The 17194-nt window shown below is 69.0% G+C and carries 21 protein-coding genes and 1 pseudogene; 11 read left to right on the plus strand and 11 right to left on the minus strand.

Annotation, left to right across the window (positions count from 1 at the left end):
• Window positions 1-35 precede the first annotated feature (35 nt).
• A complete protein-coding gene (locus tag ACIBJB_RS42430) occupies window positions 36-1073 on the plus strand; it encodes a hypothetical protein (protein WP_398939378.1) in 1038 nt (345 codons plus the stop codon).
• 94 nt (window positions 1074-1167) lie between these two features.
• Here the strand turns inward: ACIBJB_RS42430 and ACIBJB_RS42435 are convergent, their stop codons facing one another.
• Window positions 1168-1809: an ATP-binding protein gene (locus tag ACIBJB_RS42435; RefSeq protein WP_398939379.1), complete on the minus strand. Its 642-nt coding sequence runs from the start codon at window positions 1807-1809 to the stop codon at window positions 1168-1170.
• Window positions 1810-2012: 203 nt separating this feature from the next.
• Between ACIBJB_RS42435 and ACIBJB_RS42440 the strand changes: the two genes are divergently transcribed.
• From ACIBJB_RS42440 to ACIBJB_RS42455, 4 genes are all read left to right on the plus strand, one after another.
• The gene (locus ACIBJB_RS42440; protein ID WP_398939380.1) at window positions 2013-2858 is read left to right on the plus strand and encodes a helix-turn-helix domain-containing protein; all 846 of its coding nucleotides are present in this window, start codon (window positions 2013-2015) and stop codon (window positions 2856-2858) included.
• A complete protein-coding gene (locus ACIBJB_RS42445; protein ID WP_398939381.1) occupies window positions 2858-3055 on the plus strand; it encodes a DUF397 domain-containing protein in 198 nt (65 codons plus the stop codon). Before ACIBJB_RS42440 ends, ACIBJB_RS42445 begins: the two co-directional genes overlap by 1 nt.
• 12 nt (window positions 3056-3067) lie before the next feature.
• Window positions 3068-3364, plus strand: a complete 297-nt coding sequence (locus ACIBJB_RS42450; RefSeq protein ID WP_398939382.1) for a hypothetical protein — start codon at window positions 3068-3070, stop codon at window positions 3362-3364.
• A 64-nt stretch (window positions 3365-3428) separates the two neighbouring features.
• A complete protein-coding gene (locus tag ACIBJB_RS42455; protein WP_398939384.1) occupies window positions 3429-4421 on the plus strand; it encodes a BtrH N-terminal domain-containing protein in 993 nt (330 codons plus the stop codon).
• A 23-nt stretch (window positions 4422-4444) separates the two neighbouring features.
• Here the strand turns inward: ACIBJB_RS42455 and ACIBJB_RS42460 are convergent, their stop codons facing one another.
• On the minus strand, window positions 4445-5053 hold the full coding sequence (locus ACIBJB_RS42460; protein WP_398939386.1) for a dihydrofolate reductase family protein: 609 nt from the start codon (window positions 5051-5053) through the stop codon (window positions 4445-4447).
• 168 nt (window positions 5054-5221) lie between these two features.
• Between ACIBJB_RS42460 and ACIBJB_RS42465 the strand changes: the two genes are divergently transcribed.
• From ACIBJB_RS42465 to ACIBJB_RS42475, 3 genes are all read left to right on the plus strand, one after another.
• On the plus strand, window positions 5222-6046 hold the full coding sequence (locus tag ACIBJB_RS42465; protein WP_398939388.1) for an ATP-binding cassette domain-containing protein: 825 nt from the start codon (window positions 5222-5224) through the stop codon (window positions 6044-6046).
• A gap of 144 nt (window positions 6047-6190) precedes the next feature.
• Window positions 6191-6865, plus strand: coding sequence for a hypothetical protein (locus ACIBJB_RS42470; protein ID WP_398939390.1), 675 nt, complete (start codon window positions 6191-6193; stop codon window positions 6863-6865).
• A gap of 163 nt (window positions 6866-7028) precedes the next feature.
• A complete protein-coding gene (locus ACIBJB_RS42475) occupies window positions 7029-7331 on the plus strand; it encodes a zinc-ribbon domain-containing protein (protein WP_398939392.1) in 303 nt (100 codons plus the stop codon).
• A 12-nt stretch (window positions 7332-7343) separates the two neighbouring features.
• Here ACIBJB_RS42475 and ACIBJB_RS42480 read toward each other — a convergent pair.
• The 4 genes and pseudogenes from ACIBJB_RS42480 to ACIBJB_RS42495 form a co-directional block, all read right to left on the minus strand.
• A pseudogene (locus ACIBJB_RS42480) lies at window positions 7344-7439 on the minus strand (SAM-dependent methyltransferase); the annotation flags it as partial.
• Between the two features lie 17 nt (window positions 7440-7456).
• Entirely contained in the window at window positions 7457-7999 is a 543-nt protein-coding gene (locus ACIBJB_RS42485) for an HAD domain-containing protein (protein WP_398939394.1), read from the minus strand.
• Window positions 7996-8577, minus strand: coding sequence for a GNAT family N-acetyltransferase (locus ACIBJB_RS42490; protein WP_398939396.1), 582 nt, complete (start codon window positions 8575-8577; stop codon window positions 7996-7998). Before ACIBJB_RS42490 ends, ACIBJB_RS42485 begins: the two co-directional genes overlap by 4 nt.
• 10 nt (window positions 8578-8587) lie before the next feature.
• Window positions 8588-9451 (minus strand): alpha/beta fold hydrolase, encoded by an 864-nt coding sequence (locus ACIBJB_RS42495; protein WP_398939398.1) that lies wholly within the window; start codon window positions 9449-9451, stop codon window positions 8588-8590.
• Between the two features lie 205 nt (window positions 9452-9656).
• Between ACIBJB_RS42495 and ACIBJB_RS42500 the strand changes: the two genes are divergently transcribed.
• Window positions 9657-10136, plus strand: a complete 480-nt coding sequence (locus ACIBJB_RS42500; protein ID WP_398939400.1) for a hypothetical protein — start codon at window positions 9657-9659, stop codon at window positions 10134-10136.
• A gap of 17 nt (window positions 10137-10153) precedes the next feature.
• Here the strand turns inward: ACIBJB_RS42500 and ACIBJB_RS42505 are convergent, their stop codons facing one another.
• Both ACIBJB_RS42505 and ACIBJB_RS42510 read right to left on the minus strand, forming a co-directional pair.
• Window positions 10154-10570, minus strand: coding sequence for a DUF2267 domain-containing protein (locus ACIBJB_RS42505; protein ID WP_398939402.1), 417 nt, complete (start codon window positions 10568-10570; stop codon window positions 10154-10156).
• 122 nt (window positions 10571-10692) lie between these two features.
• Complete coding sequence (locus tag ACIBJB_RS42510) at window positions 10693-11118, minus strand: Hsp20/alpha crystallin family protein (RefSeq protein ID WP_398939403.1); 426 nt, start codon at window positions 11116-11118, stop codon at window positions 10693-10695.
• Between the two features lie 180 nt (window positions 11119-11298).
• Between ACIBJB_RS42510 and ACIBJB_RS42515 the strand changes: the two genes are divergently transcribed.
• Window positions 11299-11601 (plus strand): hypothetical protein, encoded by a 303-nt coding sequence (locus ACIBJB_RS42515; protein ID WP_398939479.1) that lies wholly within the window; start codon window positions 11299-11301, stop codon window positions 11599-11601.
• A gap of 4 nt (window positions 11602-11605) precedes the next feature.
• Here the strand turns inward: ACIBJB_RS42515 and ACIBJB_RS42520 are convergent, their stop codons facing one another.
• On the minus strand, window positions 11606-11977 hold the full coding sequence (locus tag ACIBJB_RS42520) for a VOC family protein (RefSeq protein ID WP_398939404.1): 372 nt from the start codon (window positions 11975-11977) through the stop codon (window positions 11606-11608).
• A gap of 113 nt (window positions 11978-12090) precedes the next feature.
• Here ACIBJB_RS42520 and ACIBJB_RS42525 point away from each other — a divergent pair, with 113 nt between their 5' ends.
• Window positions 12091-13536 carry an alginate lyase family protein gene (locus tag ACIBJB_RS42525; protein ID WP_398939405.1) on the plus strand — a complete coding sequence of 482 codons (1446 nt, stop codon included), beginning with the start codon at window positions 12091-12093 and terminating at the stop codon, window positions 13534-13536.
• A gap of 583 nt (window positions 13537-14119) precedes the next feature.
• Here ACIBJB_RS42525 and ACIBJB_RS42530 read toward each other — a convergent pair.
• Both ACIBJB_RS42530 and ACIBJB_RS42535 read right to left on the minus strand, forming a co-directional pair.
• On the minus strand, window positions 14120-15577 hold the full coding sequence (locus ACIBJB_RS42530) for an MFS transporter (RefSeq protein ID WP_398939406.1): 1458 nt from the start codon (window positions 15575-15577) through the stop codon (window positions 14120-14122).
• A 111-nt stretch (window positions 15578-15688) separates the two neighbouring features.
• A complete protein-coding gene (locus ACIBJB_RS42535) occupies window positions 15689-17056 on the minus strand; it encodes a DUF445 domain-containing protein (protein ID WP_398939407.1) in 1368 nt (455 codons plus the stop codon).
• Window positions 17057-17194 lie beyond the last annotated feature (138 nt).

Here is a 17194-nt window from a genome sequence, read left to right on the forward strand (position 1 = left end):
CACTCCGTGAGTGCAGAAGCTATTAACCTCGACCTATGACTACACCCACACCCGGGTTTCAACCCGGTGCCGTCCTCACCCGCGCCGACATCCACCCCGTGCTTGGCGGCAGTGGCTACGCTGGAATCTGTCCAGCGAAAGAGAAAAGAAATGTTCTCTTATTCTCCGACAGCAAGATTGGCGAGCGTTACGGATATAGCGATGGATGGCTCGCCGAAGACGATGACATAGGCCCTATATTCACCTATACCGGAGCGGGTAAGCGAGGCGATCAAAGCCTCAGTGGCGGAAATGCCGCAATCCTGGAGCACGCCAAAAAGGGTCGGACCCTGCATTTATTCATTGCCGTGGGAAAGGTGCCAGGGAGCGACACTCGAACACATAAGTATATAGGTAAGTTCAAGGTTGACGAACGCAATCCGTTCGAGATACGGGAAGCCAAAGACGAACTGGGAATGGACCGCAACGTCATAGTCTTCCGGCTGCGTCCAATTGGCCCCTGCATCCGGGAGGCTTCCGACACCCTCCAACCAGCACCCGTTTCCAGATTTCGATTCCATCGGACCGCAGGCCGCATAGCCAGGGCGTACCGACGCCAGAGGCGCGCACCGCAACCAACGGACGCCAACCAGGTAGGCCTGGCGGTCCGTGACGATCTGGCAGACGCTTTCGAGGATCGTCAAACCGCGGCTGGAGATACTATCGTTCAATTAGAGCTGTCGATGCGGAACTCGACATCTCAACTTGTATTCGACCTTTACAACCAGACGAACAACACGCTGTACGAGGCTACGGGCAGCGCAGCAAACGAGTCGATCAAGCAGGCTCTCGCTCAACTCCTCCAGGCGCGCCGCTATTTGAGACGCCTGGCTCACCAGCAGCCCCTCCACCTGATGGTGCTCACGCCGACGCTCCCCCGCGAAGATCTCCGTGACCTACTTGCTGAGCATGGCATTGGCATCGTGTACCGAAATGACAGCGGCGGATTCTCTGAGTTCGAGGCGAGCACCACGGCCTTGAGCGGCACTCCACAAGGCTTGCGCTGCATGGATTGCCCTGCGCTTATCTCCTGAGCTTCAGCCCACACCCCCTCGCTCGCGAGCGCTCCTGTCGGTGGATTGCCATCGCATTACGCAGGCGACGGCAATCCACGGGCAGCACGGTCAGCTACTCGGCCTCCGCCTCGAAGAGGATCTGCGCGCGATCGAGTGCCTCATCGGAGTCGCGTCCGTGCACCCTCAGCCAGTGCAGAACGTCGACAATGACGTCGATCGCCACTTCCTCGACCACCGCCACCGCCCCAGCTCCCGCGGGCCGCAAGCGCTCCGGCTCGCAGCCGTAGCCTCTGAACAGGGCCTCCACTCGATTCACCCGAGCGCCCCCAGAGTGCCCTTCGGCTGAAGGCAACCCCGTCGGCAGTTCACACCACGTCACCTTCCGGTCGGCCTGAAGCTGAACGCCCCAACGGTCGGTGACAGCAGTGACCAGCGCCATTCCTCTGCCGGACTCGGCGTCCAGTCCGGCATCGAGGAACACCGGCAGAGCGCGGGTATCGGAATCGTGGACCTCGATCCGTACGCGGGTTCCAATCATGGACACGACGAGGGTGGCGGGCGTACCGGTGCCCACGTGATTGATGACGTTCGACACGAGCTCGCTGACGCAGAGCTGAGCGGCATCGATGACACCGTGAAGCCCCCACAGCCCCAAGTGAAGCCGCATCATCCGCCGGAGCGCCGGGACCTCCTGCGGTTCCGCCGTGAAGGGAAGGCTCCAGGGCTTCCTAGAGACACCAGCGATGCAGTCCATCCATCAACACCTCTACCTTCGAGCCGAGTTGCCGGGTGCATCCACCCACATAGAGAGAGTTGCATTGGAACTCTCAAAATGGAACTCTCATTTCCTGCCTCTGGTGGTGTGGGTGCCCAGCGAGCGCCCCCGGCGCGCGCCACCTTGCCGTCCAGTTGGGACAACCAGGACGATCTGCTAGATCGACACGAAGGGCCGTAGGAATGGCAGTTGGACCCACGACACGAAGGCGCCAACTCGGCGCCGACCTCCGTCGTCTCCGCGAGCGAAAGGGGTTGACCCTCGAAGAGGCAGGCACCCGCGTCGGCATCTCGAAGGCGACCCTGAGCCGATACGAAACGAAGGAAGGCACGGTCAAGTGGCCGGCCGTTGATGCTCTCTGCCGTGAGTACGGTGCCTCGGACGAGGAGCGCCTCGCCCTCGTAGAGCTCGCGAAAGGCGCCAAGATCCAGGGCTGGTGGAGGTCGCTCGCCGACCCCATCCCCGAGTCGATGAACCTCATGCTCACGCTTGAGGACGAAGTCGTACGCGAAGACCACTACGCCTGTATGTATGTCCCCGGTCTTCTTCAGACCCGCGCCTACGCGGAAGCCGTCCACCGAGCCTCAGAGGTGCAGTGCCCCGAGCGCGAAGTTCAGCACATGGTCGACATCCGGATGAAGAGGCAAGAGCTTCTCGAACGCGATGAGCCCCCGCTGCTCTGGTGCGTGATCGACGAGGCGGCGCTGCGGCGCAGGGTGGGCGGCCGCGAGGTCATGCAGGACCAGCTCCAGCATCTACTCGCCATGTCTCAACGACCGCACGTCACCATCCAGGTGCTCCCCTTTTCATCTGGCGCACACGCGGCCACCGTAGGCAGTTTCGCGGTCCTGCGAGGTCCGTCTTCCGAACTGGACGTGGTGTACGTGGACTTGCTCGGCGGCGGTCTCTTCATGGAGAAGCGGCCCGAACTGGAGCGTTATAGGTTGGCGTTCGAGTACCTCAGCGCCCAGGCGCTCGACCTTGAGTCCTCTGCGGCGGTCATTCGCCGTATAAGCAAGGAGCTTTGATGACGAAGGCACCGACGCACGAGTGGTTCAAGTCCTCCTACAGCGGAGGCAGCGGAACCGAGTGCGTGGAGGCCGCCTTCGTACAGCCCGGGGTTCTCGTACGGGATTCCAAAGCGCCTGAACGCCCGTACCTCATCCTGTCAGTGGGGGCGTGGGGCAGCTTCCTGTCTGGAGTACGTCGTCCCGAGGACTTCTAGGAGCAGGCGACCATGAGCGGACCGCACACGAGGAAACCCGTGCCCGCGTCGCCGCCGTTGCGGACCATCGGTGATGTCCGTGCCGCCCTCCGGTCTGGCCGGGATTTCCCCGACGACGCGGTGTCCTTCGAGGCGGACCTCCAACGTGCGCTGGAGGCGTCGTCGGAGACGGATCTGAGCGCGGTCGCGATGGTGATCGTCGACTACCGAGGCAGGATCCGTCTCCGCCAGGAGCCTGACTTCGACACGGCTGTGCGGGAAGGCATCGCTCTCACGGAACGGCTGAAGCGGGAGACCGATGAGCGGTGAGCGGCAGACGGCGTCATCGCAGCGATGATGACCGGGCCGATCACCCCGACCAGGAGAGCATCGCGTGACCACCGTGAACGGCATCGACGTCCGCGCCACACAGCACTGCGAGACCACAACCCTCGGCGTACTCCTGCGCCACCAAGGACTCGACCTCTCCGAACCCATGCTCTTCGGCCTGGGCCGCGGGCTCTCCTTCGTTTACTGGGACAGCAAGAGCATGGGGTTCCCCTTTCTCGGGGGGCGGGTCAAGCCGTTCGAGCTCACCAGGAATCTGGCCGAGACGCTCGAGATGGATCTCGTGGTGCAGGAGACCGCCTCGCCCCGGAAGGCGTGGGCGAACGTCGTGGAGGTCATCGATGGCGGCCGGCCCGTGGGGCTGCAGCTCGACAGTTATCACCTGGACTACTTCGGGTCGAAGGTGCACTTCGGTGGTCATGTCGTCGCGATGTACGGCTACGACGACCAGGTCGCCTACCTGGTGGACACCGAGCAGCAGGGCGGAGCGGTGTCCACCAGCCTGGGCGGTCTTGCTCAGGCTCGGGCCGCGCGTGGGCCCATGACCGCCAGGCACCGGTCCTTCACCCTCACCGTTCCCCAGGACCTGCCCGCTGCTCACACGAGGATCGTTCCCGCCATCACCGCCTGCGCCGACGCCTTTCTCAACCCGCCCATCGCCAACCTGGGTCACCGTGGCATCGAGAAGAGCGGCAAGCTCGTACCCACCTGGCTGCGGCGGACCGACGACCCGCGGCGGGACCTGCCGCAGGCCGCCCTTCTGATGGAAAAGGGCGGTACCGGCGGTGCCCTGTTCCGCAATCTCTACCGGGACTTCCTCGCCGAGTGCTCCCAAGTGCTGGAGCCCAGTCCACAGTTGCGGACCGGTCACCGGCTGTACAGCGAGGCCGCCGCGCTGTGGACGGAGGTCGCCGCTCTGATCACCCGAGCCGGTGAGTCGGGCGATGAGCAGTACCTCGTACGGGCGGGCACCGCCCTCCACGAGCTCTCACGCATCGAACGCGAGGCCATGGAGGCGCTGAGCCGTCTGGAGCCCTGAATCGAGACCCGGGCCAAACAAGGTCATTTCCCGACGCGGTACTTCAGGTGCGTGGCCAGCGGAGTGTCCACCACTCTGACCTGCTCGAGGCGCCCCGCCCCCACTCCCTCGAACAACCGCAACCCGTCCCCCAACAACGCAGGCACCACATGCAGTTGGAGCTCGTCGATGAGGCCCTCCCTCAGGTACTGGCGTACCGTCCTCGCGCCGCCCGCGATGTCGACGTTCCGTCGACCGGCCGCCGCCCGCGCCTGGGCGAGGGCGCTGTGGATGCCGTCCGTGACGAAGGTGAAGGTGGTGCCGCCCTGCTTGACCAGGGGCGGGTGCGGGCGGTGGGTCAGGACGAAGACCGGGGTTCGGAACGGCGGGTTGTCGCCCCAGAAGTCCGCGCCCGTGTCGTACATCATGCGGCCCATCACCACCGCTCCGGTCGCGTCGAACCACTCGCGCATCAGCTCGGAGTCGCGGTTGTCCTCGCCGCCGGTCATGCCCTGGCGTTCGCGCCAGCTCGCCAGGTTGTGGATCCACTCGAAGAGGGGTTCGGCGCCGGTGCCGCCGGGGTTGTCGAGGGTGACGTCGGTGCCGGCGATGCAGCCGTCGAGGGAGATGGCCAGATCCGCGGTTACGGTCATGACGGAGGGCTCCTGTAGTCCTGGATGTGGTCCTGGATGTGCCTTCTTCACTCTCACGTCGATCGAGGAACGGCGCATTCGACATGCCGTAGCAGAGAATCAGCGGCCGAACGGACCGTCGTCGCGCTTCCCTGCCTCCCGCCCGCCGCTGCCTCCTATCCTGGCCGGGTGAGACTTGAGGGGGTCGGGCTGCGCTACGGGTGGCGGGGGCCGTGGGTGGTGCGTGCGGTGGATCTGGACCTGCCGGCCGGTCGGCTGATCCGGGTCCAGGGTGCCAACGGGTGCGGGAAGTCGACGTTGTTGCGGGTGGTCGCCGGGTCGGCTCGGCCGGGCCGGGGGCGGGTGCTCGGGCGTCCGGTGCGTACCGCGTATGTGCCGGAGCGGTTCCCGCCCGCGCTGCCCTTCAGCGCGTCGGAGTATCTGCGGCTCGTGGGGCGGGTACACGGTCTGCCGGGCGCGGAGGCGGAGCGGCGCGGGGCGCGGCTGCTGGCCCGGTTCGGGGCCGAGGAGTACGCGGGGCGGCCGTTGGCCAAGCTGTCGAAGGGGACGTCCCAGAAGGTGGCGGTCGTACAGGCGCTCCTCGCCGAGCCCGAGCTGCTGGTGCTGGACGAGGCGTGGACGGGACTGGACGCCGATTCGCGGGTCGCCCTGGACGAGGAGGTGGAGCGGCGGGTGGCCGAGGGCACGACCGTCGTCTTCGTCGATCATGATCCGGAACGGCTCGCGGAGCGCACCGATCTGCGGTGGGTCGTCGGTGGGGGCACGGTGGCCGTGACGCGGCAGGTCGCCGCCGCACCGGTACGGATCGACTGCGCGGGCCTGACGGGCGGGGTGGCGGAGCTGTCCGCGCTGCCCGGCGTACGGGCGGTCAGCACGCTCGGGGACGGGAGCGTTCGGCTGGAGACGGACGAGGCCCACTCGGACGCGGTGCTGCGCGCGCTGCTCGCCGAGCCGGGGGCCCATGTGCGTGGCGTGAGCGGGGGACAGCGGTGAGGGCGCTGCTTCAGCGCGACGGCGCCTCGGCGGCTTGGGCCCACACCCCCCACCCGAGCGGGGAACCACGGTGAGAGCACCGCTTCAGTCCTACGGCATCCCGGCGACCCGGGCCCACACCATCCACCCGAGCGGAGGCCGACCGTGACCGCGCTGCTCCGCTACTACGGCGCCCTCCTCCTCCGCTCGCAGCGCTGGCTCCCGCCCGTGCTGTGCTACGTCGGACTGGTGGCGATCTCACTGGACGGTCAGTCCCGGCTCGGCAGTCAGCTCGGCTGGAACGCCGCCGTGCTGGTGCCCGCCCTGGCCTGGCTCACCCGCACCCAGCTGGCCGCGGAACCACCGGCGGCCCGTGCCTGCCTCGCCGCCGCAACCGGCACCCGCCGGCCCCAATACGCCGCGCTCGTCATCCCCCTGGTCGTAGGTCTGTTGCTCATGACACTCGCGGCAGCGGTCTCCCTGCTGATCTGCCCGGTGCCACAGAACCTGCCCCTGGTGCTCGGCAACGGTCTGACCACCGGCCTGGTCTGCGCGTTGACGGGCAGTGCGCTCGGAGCGGCCGGTAGTCCGCCGCTGGTGCGCACGACGGCGGCCGCGACCGGAACGCTGGTCATCGGTTCGGTGCTGCTGCTGGTGGTCTCCGCCTCGCCGGCGAACGCGGCCGTCCGTGACGCCTTCTCCTCCGACGGCACCGATGGCCACTTCCCGCTGCTGCCTCTGCTGGCCGTGCTCCCGCTGGTCGTGGCCGGCTGGTGGGCCTCGGCCCGCGCGGCCGGCCGCGTCGGCAGCGGTGGCGGCACCGGCCGGGGGCCCTGGTGACCGGTCACCGACGGACGGTTGCGGCCGTGCGGCCGTGCGGCTGTGGGGCCGTGGGGCCGGACCGAGGGCACGCTCATACCGAGCGGCACCGGCGGGCACCCGGTCCGACACCGGTCACGGGGATACTGCCTCTCAAGCACCGATCCTGGAAGGCGACGACATCATGCTCATCCTCTTTGGCACCAAGGGATACCTGTACCAGCTCGCGATACTCACCCTGGTGTGCGGGCGCTGCGGGAACCCGGCCGCGCACACCCTGCGCAAGCGCGTCACGAAGTTCACGCTGTTCTTCGTGCCGCTGTTCCCGATCTCCACGAAGTACGCGACGCAGTGCACGTTCTGCGGTGCGGAGAGCAAGCTGAGCGCGGCGGAGGCGGAGCAGCTGCAGACGCAGGCCGCCGCCGGTGGCGGGACCGGGGGCCAGATGCGGGGCGGACAGGCCCCGCAGCAGCCGTACCACCAGTAAGGCTGTAACGGTTCACGTGAGCTTGCGGGCCACCCCGCCGTAGAAGCCGATCTCGTGCGAGCGGGGCGGCGGGGGTGTGTCCGGGCGCCAGAACGGGGTTCGCTGAAGGCGTCAGGGTCGATCCATCAGAGAGTTCGCGCGAAGTCCGCCACCGCCTCGAAGTCCGTGTCCCGCAGACCCACCCGGGGGTCCACCCACCGCAGCAGAGCCGGGCCGTCGTGATGGGCCGCCACGAACTCGCGGTCCCTGTCATCGAGTTCGTCGTCCAGCCAGGCGAAGGGGCGGCCCTCGGCGTGGGTGACGAGGTGGCGGGTCTTCCAGAAGGTGCCGTTCGGGCCGGGGGCAAATGTCGTGGGCCAGTCGACGACGGGGAGGGGTGGGAGGCCGAGGACGGGGGCGATGAAGGTGTTCGCCTCGTTGCGCCAAGTGGTCGCCCAGACCAGGTCGTAGCGGTCCGCCAGGTTCAACAGTGCTTGGCCGTGGGCGGGGTTGAGCCAGACCCGAAGGGGCCTGACGCGGGACGGGGGGAGGCCGGGGTGCTGGGCCAGCCAGCCCTCGGGCTTCATGCGGTGGGTGGTGTAGCCCTCGGGGCGGCGTTCGGGCTTGGCGGCGTACGGGTTGAGGGGGCCGTCGACGTCGACGTAGAGGAGCGGGCGGCCGGTGTTCATGAGTGCCAGTGCTCGCGTCGGCGTTGTTCCCAGTCGGTGCGCAGGAGTTCGTACTCCACCTCTCCCTGCTCGGAGCCCTCGATCGCCTCCGGCCAGTCTCCGAAGAAGGTGCGCAGGAAGGTCAGGCCGGACTTCTCCATCACGCGGCGCGAGCCCTTGTTGACGGTCATGGTGTTGGCGGTGACGCGTTCGACGCCGAGGTCGGTGAAGCCCTTGTCGATGAGGGCGCGGGAGCCCTCGGTGGCGTAACCGCGGCCCCACGCCGCCTTGTTGAGGCGGTAGCCGAGTTCTACGACGGCCGGGCTGTCGTCGTCGAGGGGGCGGAACTCGAACCAGCCGAGGAAGGTGCCGGTGGACTTCTCCTCGGCCGCCCAGTAGCCGCGGGTGCCGAGGCCGGGGTGGTCGCGGAGGAGGCGGGGCAGGGTGCGGGTGCGGATCGTCTCGGGGGGCGTGGGCGCGCCGCCCGTAAGGAAGCGCATCACCTCCGGGTCGCCGTCCAGGGCGACGAGATGCCCGACGTCGGCCTCGGTGAACGCCCGCAGCCGAAGCCTCTGGGTCTCCAGGAAGACGTACCTCACGGGCTTCTCCTCAGCGACTCAGCGACTCGCCGGCTCGCCGGCTCGTCGGCTCGTTCGGCTCGTCGGCTCGTTCGGCCAGGAACTTCTCGATCTCCCGGTGGAGCGGTTCCGGCCGGTCCAGGTGTACGTCGTGGGCGGCGCCCGGGACGACGGCCGTACGGGTGTCCGGGCGACGGGCCAGCATCTCGGCCGCCTCCGCGGGCTTCATGGTGCCGGACGCGCCGCGCACGAGGAGTGTGGGGCAGCGGATCCGCGACCACTGCGGCCAGTAGCCCTCGGCGGACAGTTCCGTCATCGTCCGGACCAGCGTGTCACGGTCGAAGCGTGGACGAAGGCCGTCCGCCCGCTCCTCGAGCCCGCGGGCCCATGCCTCGTGGCCGAGGAAGGCCGTCGCCTCCGCCAGGGACGCGAAGGGAAGGGGCCAGCTGTCCAGCCAGCCCGCGATCTCACCGGGCAGCTCCGGGCTCCGGCCCGCCGGACCCGCCTCGACCAGGACCAGGGAGTGGACCAGTCCGGGATGGTCCGCCGCGAGCAGCATCGCCGTAAGGCCGCCCAGGGACTGGCCGACGATGATCGCTGGGGCGAGATCCAGTTCCCGCAGCAGGGTCACGGCGTCCTCGACATGGGCGGCCCGGCTCACCGACGCCGGGCGACGGGTGCTCTCACCGTGGCCACGGGCGTCGTACGACACCACGCGGTGCCCGGACGCCTCCAGCCGCCCCGCCAGGTCGTCCCATTCGCCCAGATGACCCGCGAGTCCGTGCAGGAGCAGCACGGGCGGGCCGGGACGGGGACTGGTACTGGGGCTGGGACGGTCACGGTAGAAGATGCGGGTGCCGTCGCCGACGGTGAGGTACGTGGTCCGGTGCTGCAACTTCCCTCCGCCTCACCTGGGTTGCGTTCGTGAGGGAAGACTCGCCCGCCCACGCGCCGTGCGCCAGCCGTTTTCCACGTCCCGGCTGTGACAGCCCTGTTGCCGGAACTGTGGGCTCCACCACAGCCGTTCCCCTTCTGTACTGCTGGACTCTGCGGACCCAAGAACGAGTGGTCAGCCGGAAACGAGTCGTCAGGAGTCCAGAGTGTTCTTGCTGGTTCCGCTGCTCATCCTGGTGCTCGTGGTCACCGCCTTCGGGCTCCTCGGCTACGGCGGCGGCCGGATCGCCGACTGTCTCGCCCGTCGTGCGCAACTCCCCACCGCGCTCCGCGGGCTCGCCGCTCTGGCGGGAGCCATGGGGGCCGCCGTCTACGCGTGGGGTCTGCTGTACGTCGTCGGCGCGGTCCTGGAGGCGGAGGACGGCGGAGCGAACTCGTCACCGATCATGCCGTGCCGTACGGACGACCGGGCCGTCCATGTCATCGACTACTCGGTGAGCTACCTCCCCCTCTCCTTCGACTGCGAGATGACGGGCGGCGGCAGCTACACCGCCGACGTGATCCCCGCTTACGTCACCCCCGCCGCCGTGGGCCTCGCCCTCGCCGCCATCGGCTGTGCCGTCTCCGCCGCGTATGTGACGGAGCTGCGGCTGCGGGCCGAGACACGGAAGGGCGAAGCCCTCTAGGCACGGCGGGCAGGACGTCAGGCCGCTGCGGGGGCCAGTTCCGCCTTGCCGAACAACAGGGCGTAGCCGGAGGGCAGTTGGGCCAGGACACGGTCCACGAGCTCATCGCCCACCAGTTCCGGCAGCACGCTCAGGACCGAGCTGACGTGCCAGCGGGCCGTCGCCGGGGTCGCGCCCTCGATACGGGCGGCCACCGTGTCCACGAACTGCGGTGCCGACAAAGGTCTGTTGAGCGGGATGCGGGAGGCGATGATCCTGGCCGCCTCCTCGGGCAGGGCCCGGGCGAGGTCGACGCGTTCCTCGCCGGTGACGTGGTCGCCGAGGGCGGACAGGACGACGCGCAGGACGTGTTCCGCCTCCGCTGTGCTCACGTACTGTCCGGCGTCCTGCACCGCCTCGGCGAGGTCGGTCCAGCTGGGTCGGTTCGCGCTCATGTACGGGTCTCCTGGGGGTTGTCGCGCCGGGCGCCCCGCGGACGGACACACCGGCCCGCGGGGCGCCGCTGTCTGTTGCGAGGGCTGGGGGGGTCAGCCGCTCTCTGTTGCGAGGGCGGGGATCAGCCGCTGATCTGCTTGCGGTCGCTGTCGCCGCCCGTGATCTGGATACGGCGCGGCTTGGCCTGCTCGGCCACCGGGATGCGCAGGGTGAGGACGCCGGTGTCGTACGAGGCGTCGATGCGTTCCGTGTCGAGGGTGTCGCCGAGGAAGAGCTGACGGGTGAAGGAGCCCGTGGGGCGCTCGGCGACGATCATCTCCGCGCCCTCGGGGGCGGGGACGCGGCGCTCGGCGCGGACGTTCAGGACGTTGCGTTCGACATCCAGTTCGATCGTCTCGGGGTCGACACCGGGAAGGTCGAAGTGGACGACGAATTCGTCCCCGGACCGGTACGCGTCCATCGCCATCGCGGCGGGACGGGCGGTGGAACCGAAAACCTGCTGCGCGAGCCGGTCGAACTCACGGAAGGGGTCGGTACGCATGAGCATCACAGTCCATCTCCTTTCCACAGACTCTGCGGTGCGATGCCCTACGCCTTCTTATATAGCTCGGAGCCAGGAAACTTGACAAGCCCCGACTCAGGTCCGAATTCCGGGCGCGGCCCGGAGTTAGCCTCGGCCTCATCGGCGGTGTCGATCGTGATCGTTCAGGAGGCAGACATGGCGAAGATTCCGAAGGTTCCGAGTGCGGTGGTCGCGGCGGGCGGGATCGTCGGCGGGTACGGCGTGGCCCGCTGGACGAAGAAGCGGCAGCTGGGCGGGGCGGTGCTGGCCGTCGCCGGGGCCGCGGCGGCCCGGCAGTGGCGGGAGCGGGCCGGCGGGAAGGCCGCCGGAGCGCTGACGGCCGCGTATGTCGCAGCCTTCGCCGGGTCCCACCCGCTGGCCAAGAAGGTGGGCGCGTGGCCGGCGGTGTTCGGCGTGGCGGGAGCGGTGGCCCTGGCGTCGTGGGCGGTGGCGGACCGCAACGCCTGAGAGGTCACCGACCTCCTCCCTCCCGATGGGTCAGCACATTGACCACCTGGCCGTTCGGATCCCGGACGAAGAAGCGCCGTACGCCCCACTCCTCGTCCCGCAGTTCCCGTACGACCTCGGCGCCCGACGCCACGACCTGCGCGTACACGGCGTCGACGTCCTCGACCTCCACGCTCAGGTCGGGGACGACGGGGGCGGTGCGCTCCTCGGTGAGGAAGCTGATCTGGGCGGTCGGGTTGGCGGGCGACGCCAGCGTCACGACCCACCCCATGTCCATGACCTCCTCGAAGCCGAGCAGGCCGTAGAAGGTGCGGTTGGCCCTCAGGGCCTCACCGGACTCGACATGGATGTCGGGCATGATCCTGCGGATGGTCATGGGAACGGCTCCTTCGCTGTAATCGGCGGCCTGCGGGCCTCTTTCTGTTATCGCCCTTCCACCCTCGCGTCTCCTGAGCGTCCCCAGCCACCGGCACGCGAGGAATGACGTTCGTGACTTCACAGATCAGCCGTCGCAGCATGCTCAAGGCGGCGGGAGCCGCGGGGGTCGCGGTGACCGCCGCGACAGCCGTGCCCGCCACCGCCGCCGACTCCGCCTTCGCGCACCCGGGTCTGCTGCACACGCAGGCCGACCTCGCCCGCATGGCCGCGAAGGTGAAGGCGGGCGCCGCGCCCTACACGGCCGGTTTCGCCAAGCTGACCGCCAACCGCCATGCGCAGAGCGGCTGGACCCCCAACCCGCAGGCGACGGTGTACCGGGGCGCGGGCAGCCCCCAGAACTACGCGACGCTCTACAACGACATCCACGCCGCCTACCAGAACGGCCTCCGCCACCACGTCAGCGGCGACAGCACGTACGCCGACACGGCCGTGGCGATCCTCAACGCCTGGTCGGCGAAGCTGACGTCGCTCGAAGGCAGCGCGGACCGATTCCTCGCCGCCGGGCTCTACGGCTACCAGTTCGCCAACGCCGCCGAACTCGTCCGGGACCACCCGGACTTCGACCTCTCCCGGTTCCAGGAGATGCTCAGCAAGGTCTTCGCCCCGCTCAGCGACGACTTCCTGGTCCGGCACAACGGTGCCGTCATCACCAACTACTGGACCAACTGGGACCTGTGCGCCATGGCCTGCGTCCTGGCCACGGGCATCTTCTGCGACGACAGATCCCAAGTCGCCCGCGCGATCGACTACTTCAAGAACGGCGAGGGCCTCGGTTCCGTCAAGCACGCCATCCCCGTCGTGTACGACGACGGCCTCGCCGAGTGGTTGGAGGCGGGCCGGGACCAGGGGCACGCGCTTCTCGGGGTCGGCCTGATGGGCACGTTCTGCGAGATGGCGTGGAACCAGGGGTACGACCTGTACGGCTACGACGACAGCCGGTTCCTCAAGGGCGCCCAGTATGTGGCGAAGTGGGGCATGGGAGGGGACGTCTCCTACACGGCGAACACCCGGGCGAAGGGGGCGATCGGGGGGTGGTCCGGTCGGGAGACGGCGTCGGCGGCGGCCGACGTCGACCCCGCGATGACCCGCCCCATCTGGGCGATGATCGCGAACCACTACACGAAGCGGCGGGGGTTTTCGGCGTCGTACGTCACCCGCATCGCGGCGAGGTCCGCGCCGGAGGGTGGGGGCGGGGACTACGGCCCCAACAGCGGGGGCTACGACCAACTTGGCTTCGGCACACTGGCGTTCACGCGGGACCGGGTTTCGGATACGGGGGCTTCTCCTGTTCCGGCGACCAGTGCGAGCGCTTCTCCTGACTCCGGCACACGGCCCCAGACGGGGGGTACGGCGTCCCCGGCCGCGGGCGATGACCTTGCGGCCACCGGTTCCAGTGACATCGCGGGGTGGTCCGCGGCCGCGGGGATCACTGCGGTGGCGGGGGGACTGCTTTTGCTGCGGCGGCGGGATCGGGTGCGGCGTGGGGGTGCGGAGTAGGGGGTGCCGGGTCGGTGGTCGGGCGGGTGCTGGCCGGTGGGGGCTGGTCGCGCAGTTCCCCGCGGGCAGCTAGCGCTGGGCTTGAGCTGGGCGCCTACGGGGGTGCCGGGTGCGGTGGTCGGGCGGGTGCGGGCCGGTGGGGGCTTGTCGCGCAGTTCCCCGCGGGCAGCTAGCGCTGGGCTTGAGCTGGGCGCCCACGGGGGTGCCGGGTGCGGTGGTCGGGCGGGTGCGGGCCGGTGGGGGCTGGTCGCGCAGTTCCCCGCGCCCCTAGGGAGTTGCAGTCACCCCCGCCACAACGGACCGTTTGCCGCACCGCGCGCCACGACGGGCCGCAAGCCGCGTACGGCGGCAAGGGGCCGGGGTGGGGGGTGTCCGCCCGCAGCGGCCGGCGTCCGTTATCCAGTACAGCTGAGGCAACAGCAACCGCCGGACCGAGGACGGATACCCCCCCCCCCGGCCCCGACCCACCCACCAGACCCCACGCGCTACACAAGCCCCCACCGAACAGAAACAGGCCGCCGCAGGCACAAAAGGGGCGCGGGGAACTGCGCAAAAACGCCCGCCCCCACCCAGCCGCACCCGCTCACGCCGACGCAGTCAACGGCTTCGCGATGTCCTCCAGCGACCGCCGCTCCGCCCGCACCGCCAGGAACGCCGCCACCAGACCCGCCGCGCACATCAGACCCGCCCCGATCTGGAAGGCCAGCACCGTGTCGCCGACCTTGCCCGTGTTCGTGAGGTCGGCGAACAGCAGCGGTCCGCTGATGCCACCCGCCGCCGTGCCCAGCGCGTAGAAGAACGCGATCGACATCGCCCGCGTCTCCATCGGGAACACCTCGGACACCGTGAGGTACGCGCTCGACGCCCCCGCCGACGCGAAGAACAGCACCGCACACCAGCACGCCGTCAACGTGCCCGCGCTCAACGACCCCTGGTCGAACAACCACGCAGTCCCGAACAGCAGCAGCCCCGACAGCAGATACGTCGACGAGATCATCACCCGCCGCCCCACCGTGTCGAACAGCTTCCCCAGCAACAGCGGCCCACAGAAGTTACCGATCGCGATGACCGCGAAGTAGTACCCGGTGTCCCCCGTCGGCACGTCGAAGAACGTCGTGAGGATCGCCCCGAACCCGAACGTGATCGCGTTGTACAAGAACGCCTGGCCGATGAACAGCGAGAACCCCAGCACGGACCGACGCCGGTAGTCCGAGAACACCGTCCGCGCGATCTCGACGAACGTCACACTCCGCCGCTGGTGGATCGTGATCTCACCCTCGGCCCGCGGCAGCGACTCGCCGCCCCTCTCCGCCGCCACCCGCTCCTCGATCGACGTGACGATCCGCTCGGCCTCCTCGTCCCGCCCATGGATCAGCAACCACCGCGGACTCTCCGGCACATGCCGCCGTACGAGAAGGATCACGAACGCCAGCACCGCCCCCAACGCGAACGTCAGCCGCCACCCCACGTCCTTCGCGAAGATGTCCGTGTTCAGCGCGACGATCGACAGCAGCGAACCACCCACCGCTCCCAGCCAGAAACTCCCGTTGATCATCAGGTCGACCCGGCCCCGGTACTGCGCCGGAATCAGCTCGTCGATCGCGGAGTTGATCGCCGCGTACTCCCCGCCGATCCCGAACCCGGTCAGAAAGCGGAACAGGAAGAACCACCACGACTCGAAGGCGACCGACGTGAGCGCCGTAGCGGCGAGATACACGGCCAGCGTGATCATGAAGAGCTTCTTGCGGCCCCATTTGTCCGTCAACCGCCCCCAGAACAGCGCCCCCAAGCACGCCCCGGCCACATACAGCGCCGCCGCGATCCCGGTGACCTGCCCGGAGGAGATGGACAGGCCGCTCCCGGGCTCCGAGAGCCGGCTCGCGATGTTGCCGACGACCGTGACCTCCAGGCCGTCGAGGATCCACACGGTGCCGAGTCCGATGACGATCGTCCAGTGCCAGCGCGACCAGGGAAGCCGGTCGAGCCGGGCGGGGATGTTCGTCGTCACGGTACGGCCGGTATCGGCTTGGACTGTGGTCACGGAAAGGCTCCCTCCCCATCGAGCGATCCTCGAGCGACCCCCGGGCGCCCCTCGGGCGATCGTCGGGCAATCCTCGGGCGAACCCCACCCGGGTGCCCCCCACCACCCCGCCTACGCCCCCAGCGCCCGCGACACCGTATAGATCAACAACCCCGCGAGCGACCCCACCACCGTGCCGTTGATCCGAATGAACTGCAGGTCACGGCCGATATGCGCCTCGATCTTCCGCGTCGTGTGCTCGGCGTCCCACCCGGCCACCGTGTCCGTGATCAGGGAGGTGATCTCCCGCCGGTAGGTGGTGACCACGTACACCGCGGCCCCCTCCACCCACCCGTCGACCTTCGACTGCACCTTCGGGTCGACGGCCATCCGCTGCCCCAGCGACAGCAGCGACGCCCGCACCCGCAGCCGCAGCTCACTGCGCTCGTCCTCGGCGGCGGCGACGATCATCGACCGTACGGCGGTCCAGGCGGACGCGATGAGGTCCTGGACCTCACCGCGCCCCAGCACCTCGCCCTTGAGCCGCTCGACACGCGCGCGTGTGTCCGTGTCGGACTGGAGGTCGGAGGCGAAGTCCGTCAGGAACCGGTCCAGCGCGCCCCGCGCCGGATGGGACGGCATGTCCCGCATCTCGGTGACGAAGCGCAGCAGCTCCTTGTAGACCCGCTCGCCGACCTTCTTGTCGACGAAACGCGGGGTCCAGCCGGGCGCGCCCCCCTGCACCGCGTCCATGACCTGCTCGTCATGGAGCACGAGCCAGTCGTGGGCCCGGGCCACCACCAGGTCGACGACCCGCCGGTGCCCCCCGTCGGCGACGACCTTGTCCAGCATCTTCCCGATGCCGGGCGCGATCTCCTGGGCGTCGGCCCGCCGGGTGATCGCCTCCCCGACCACGGCCTGGACGTCGGAGTCCCGCAGGACGGTCAGGGCGCCCCTGAGCGCGGCCGACAGCTCCGCGGTGACCCGGTCGGCGTGCTCGGGCTCGGCCAGCCATGCCCCCAGCCGGCTGCCGATCCCCACGGCACGCAGCCGCTGTCGTACGACATCCTCCGAGAGGAAGTTCTCGCCGACGAACTCTCCCAGCGACACCCCCAACTGGTCCTTCTTGGTGGGGATGATCGCCGTGTGCGGGATGGGCAGGCCGAGCGGGTGGCGGAAGAGGGCGGTGACCGCGAACCAGTCGGCGAGCGCGCCCACCATGCCGGCCTCGGCGGCCGCGGCGACGTAGCCGGCCCAGGGACCGGCCCCGGAGTTGTGCGCCCACGTGGCGAGGACGTACACCACCGCCACGAACAGCAGCAGCCCGGCCGCGGTGAGCTTCATCCGCCGCACCCCGCGCTGTTTCTCCAGGTCCGCCTCGCTGAAGGTGTTCATCGCACGTACGGCCGAAGCGGGGACGGCACGGTTCACGGCCCCGTCCGGCCGGGCATGCTGCTCCACGTCAGAAGGTCCCGTTTCCTGCGGTTTCGTGCGTTCCATCCGCTCCACCCGTTCGGTGATCCCTCACACATTGTCCCTTCCTGAGCTACTCCCGGAACGGAACAAGAGTTCCCAGCGTCATTCCGGACGAGCGAACCGGAGGGGGTCTCGTCACTCGCCCCCGGGTTCATGCCTCAT

Origin of the sequence: Streptomyces sp. NPDC050759 (genome assembly GCF_044456945.1) — a bacterium.
Classification (GTDB): domain Bacteria; phylum Actinomycetota; class Actinomycetes; order Streptomycetales; family Streptomycetaceae; genus Streptomyces.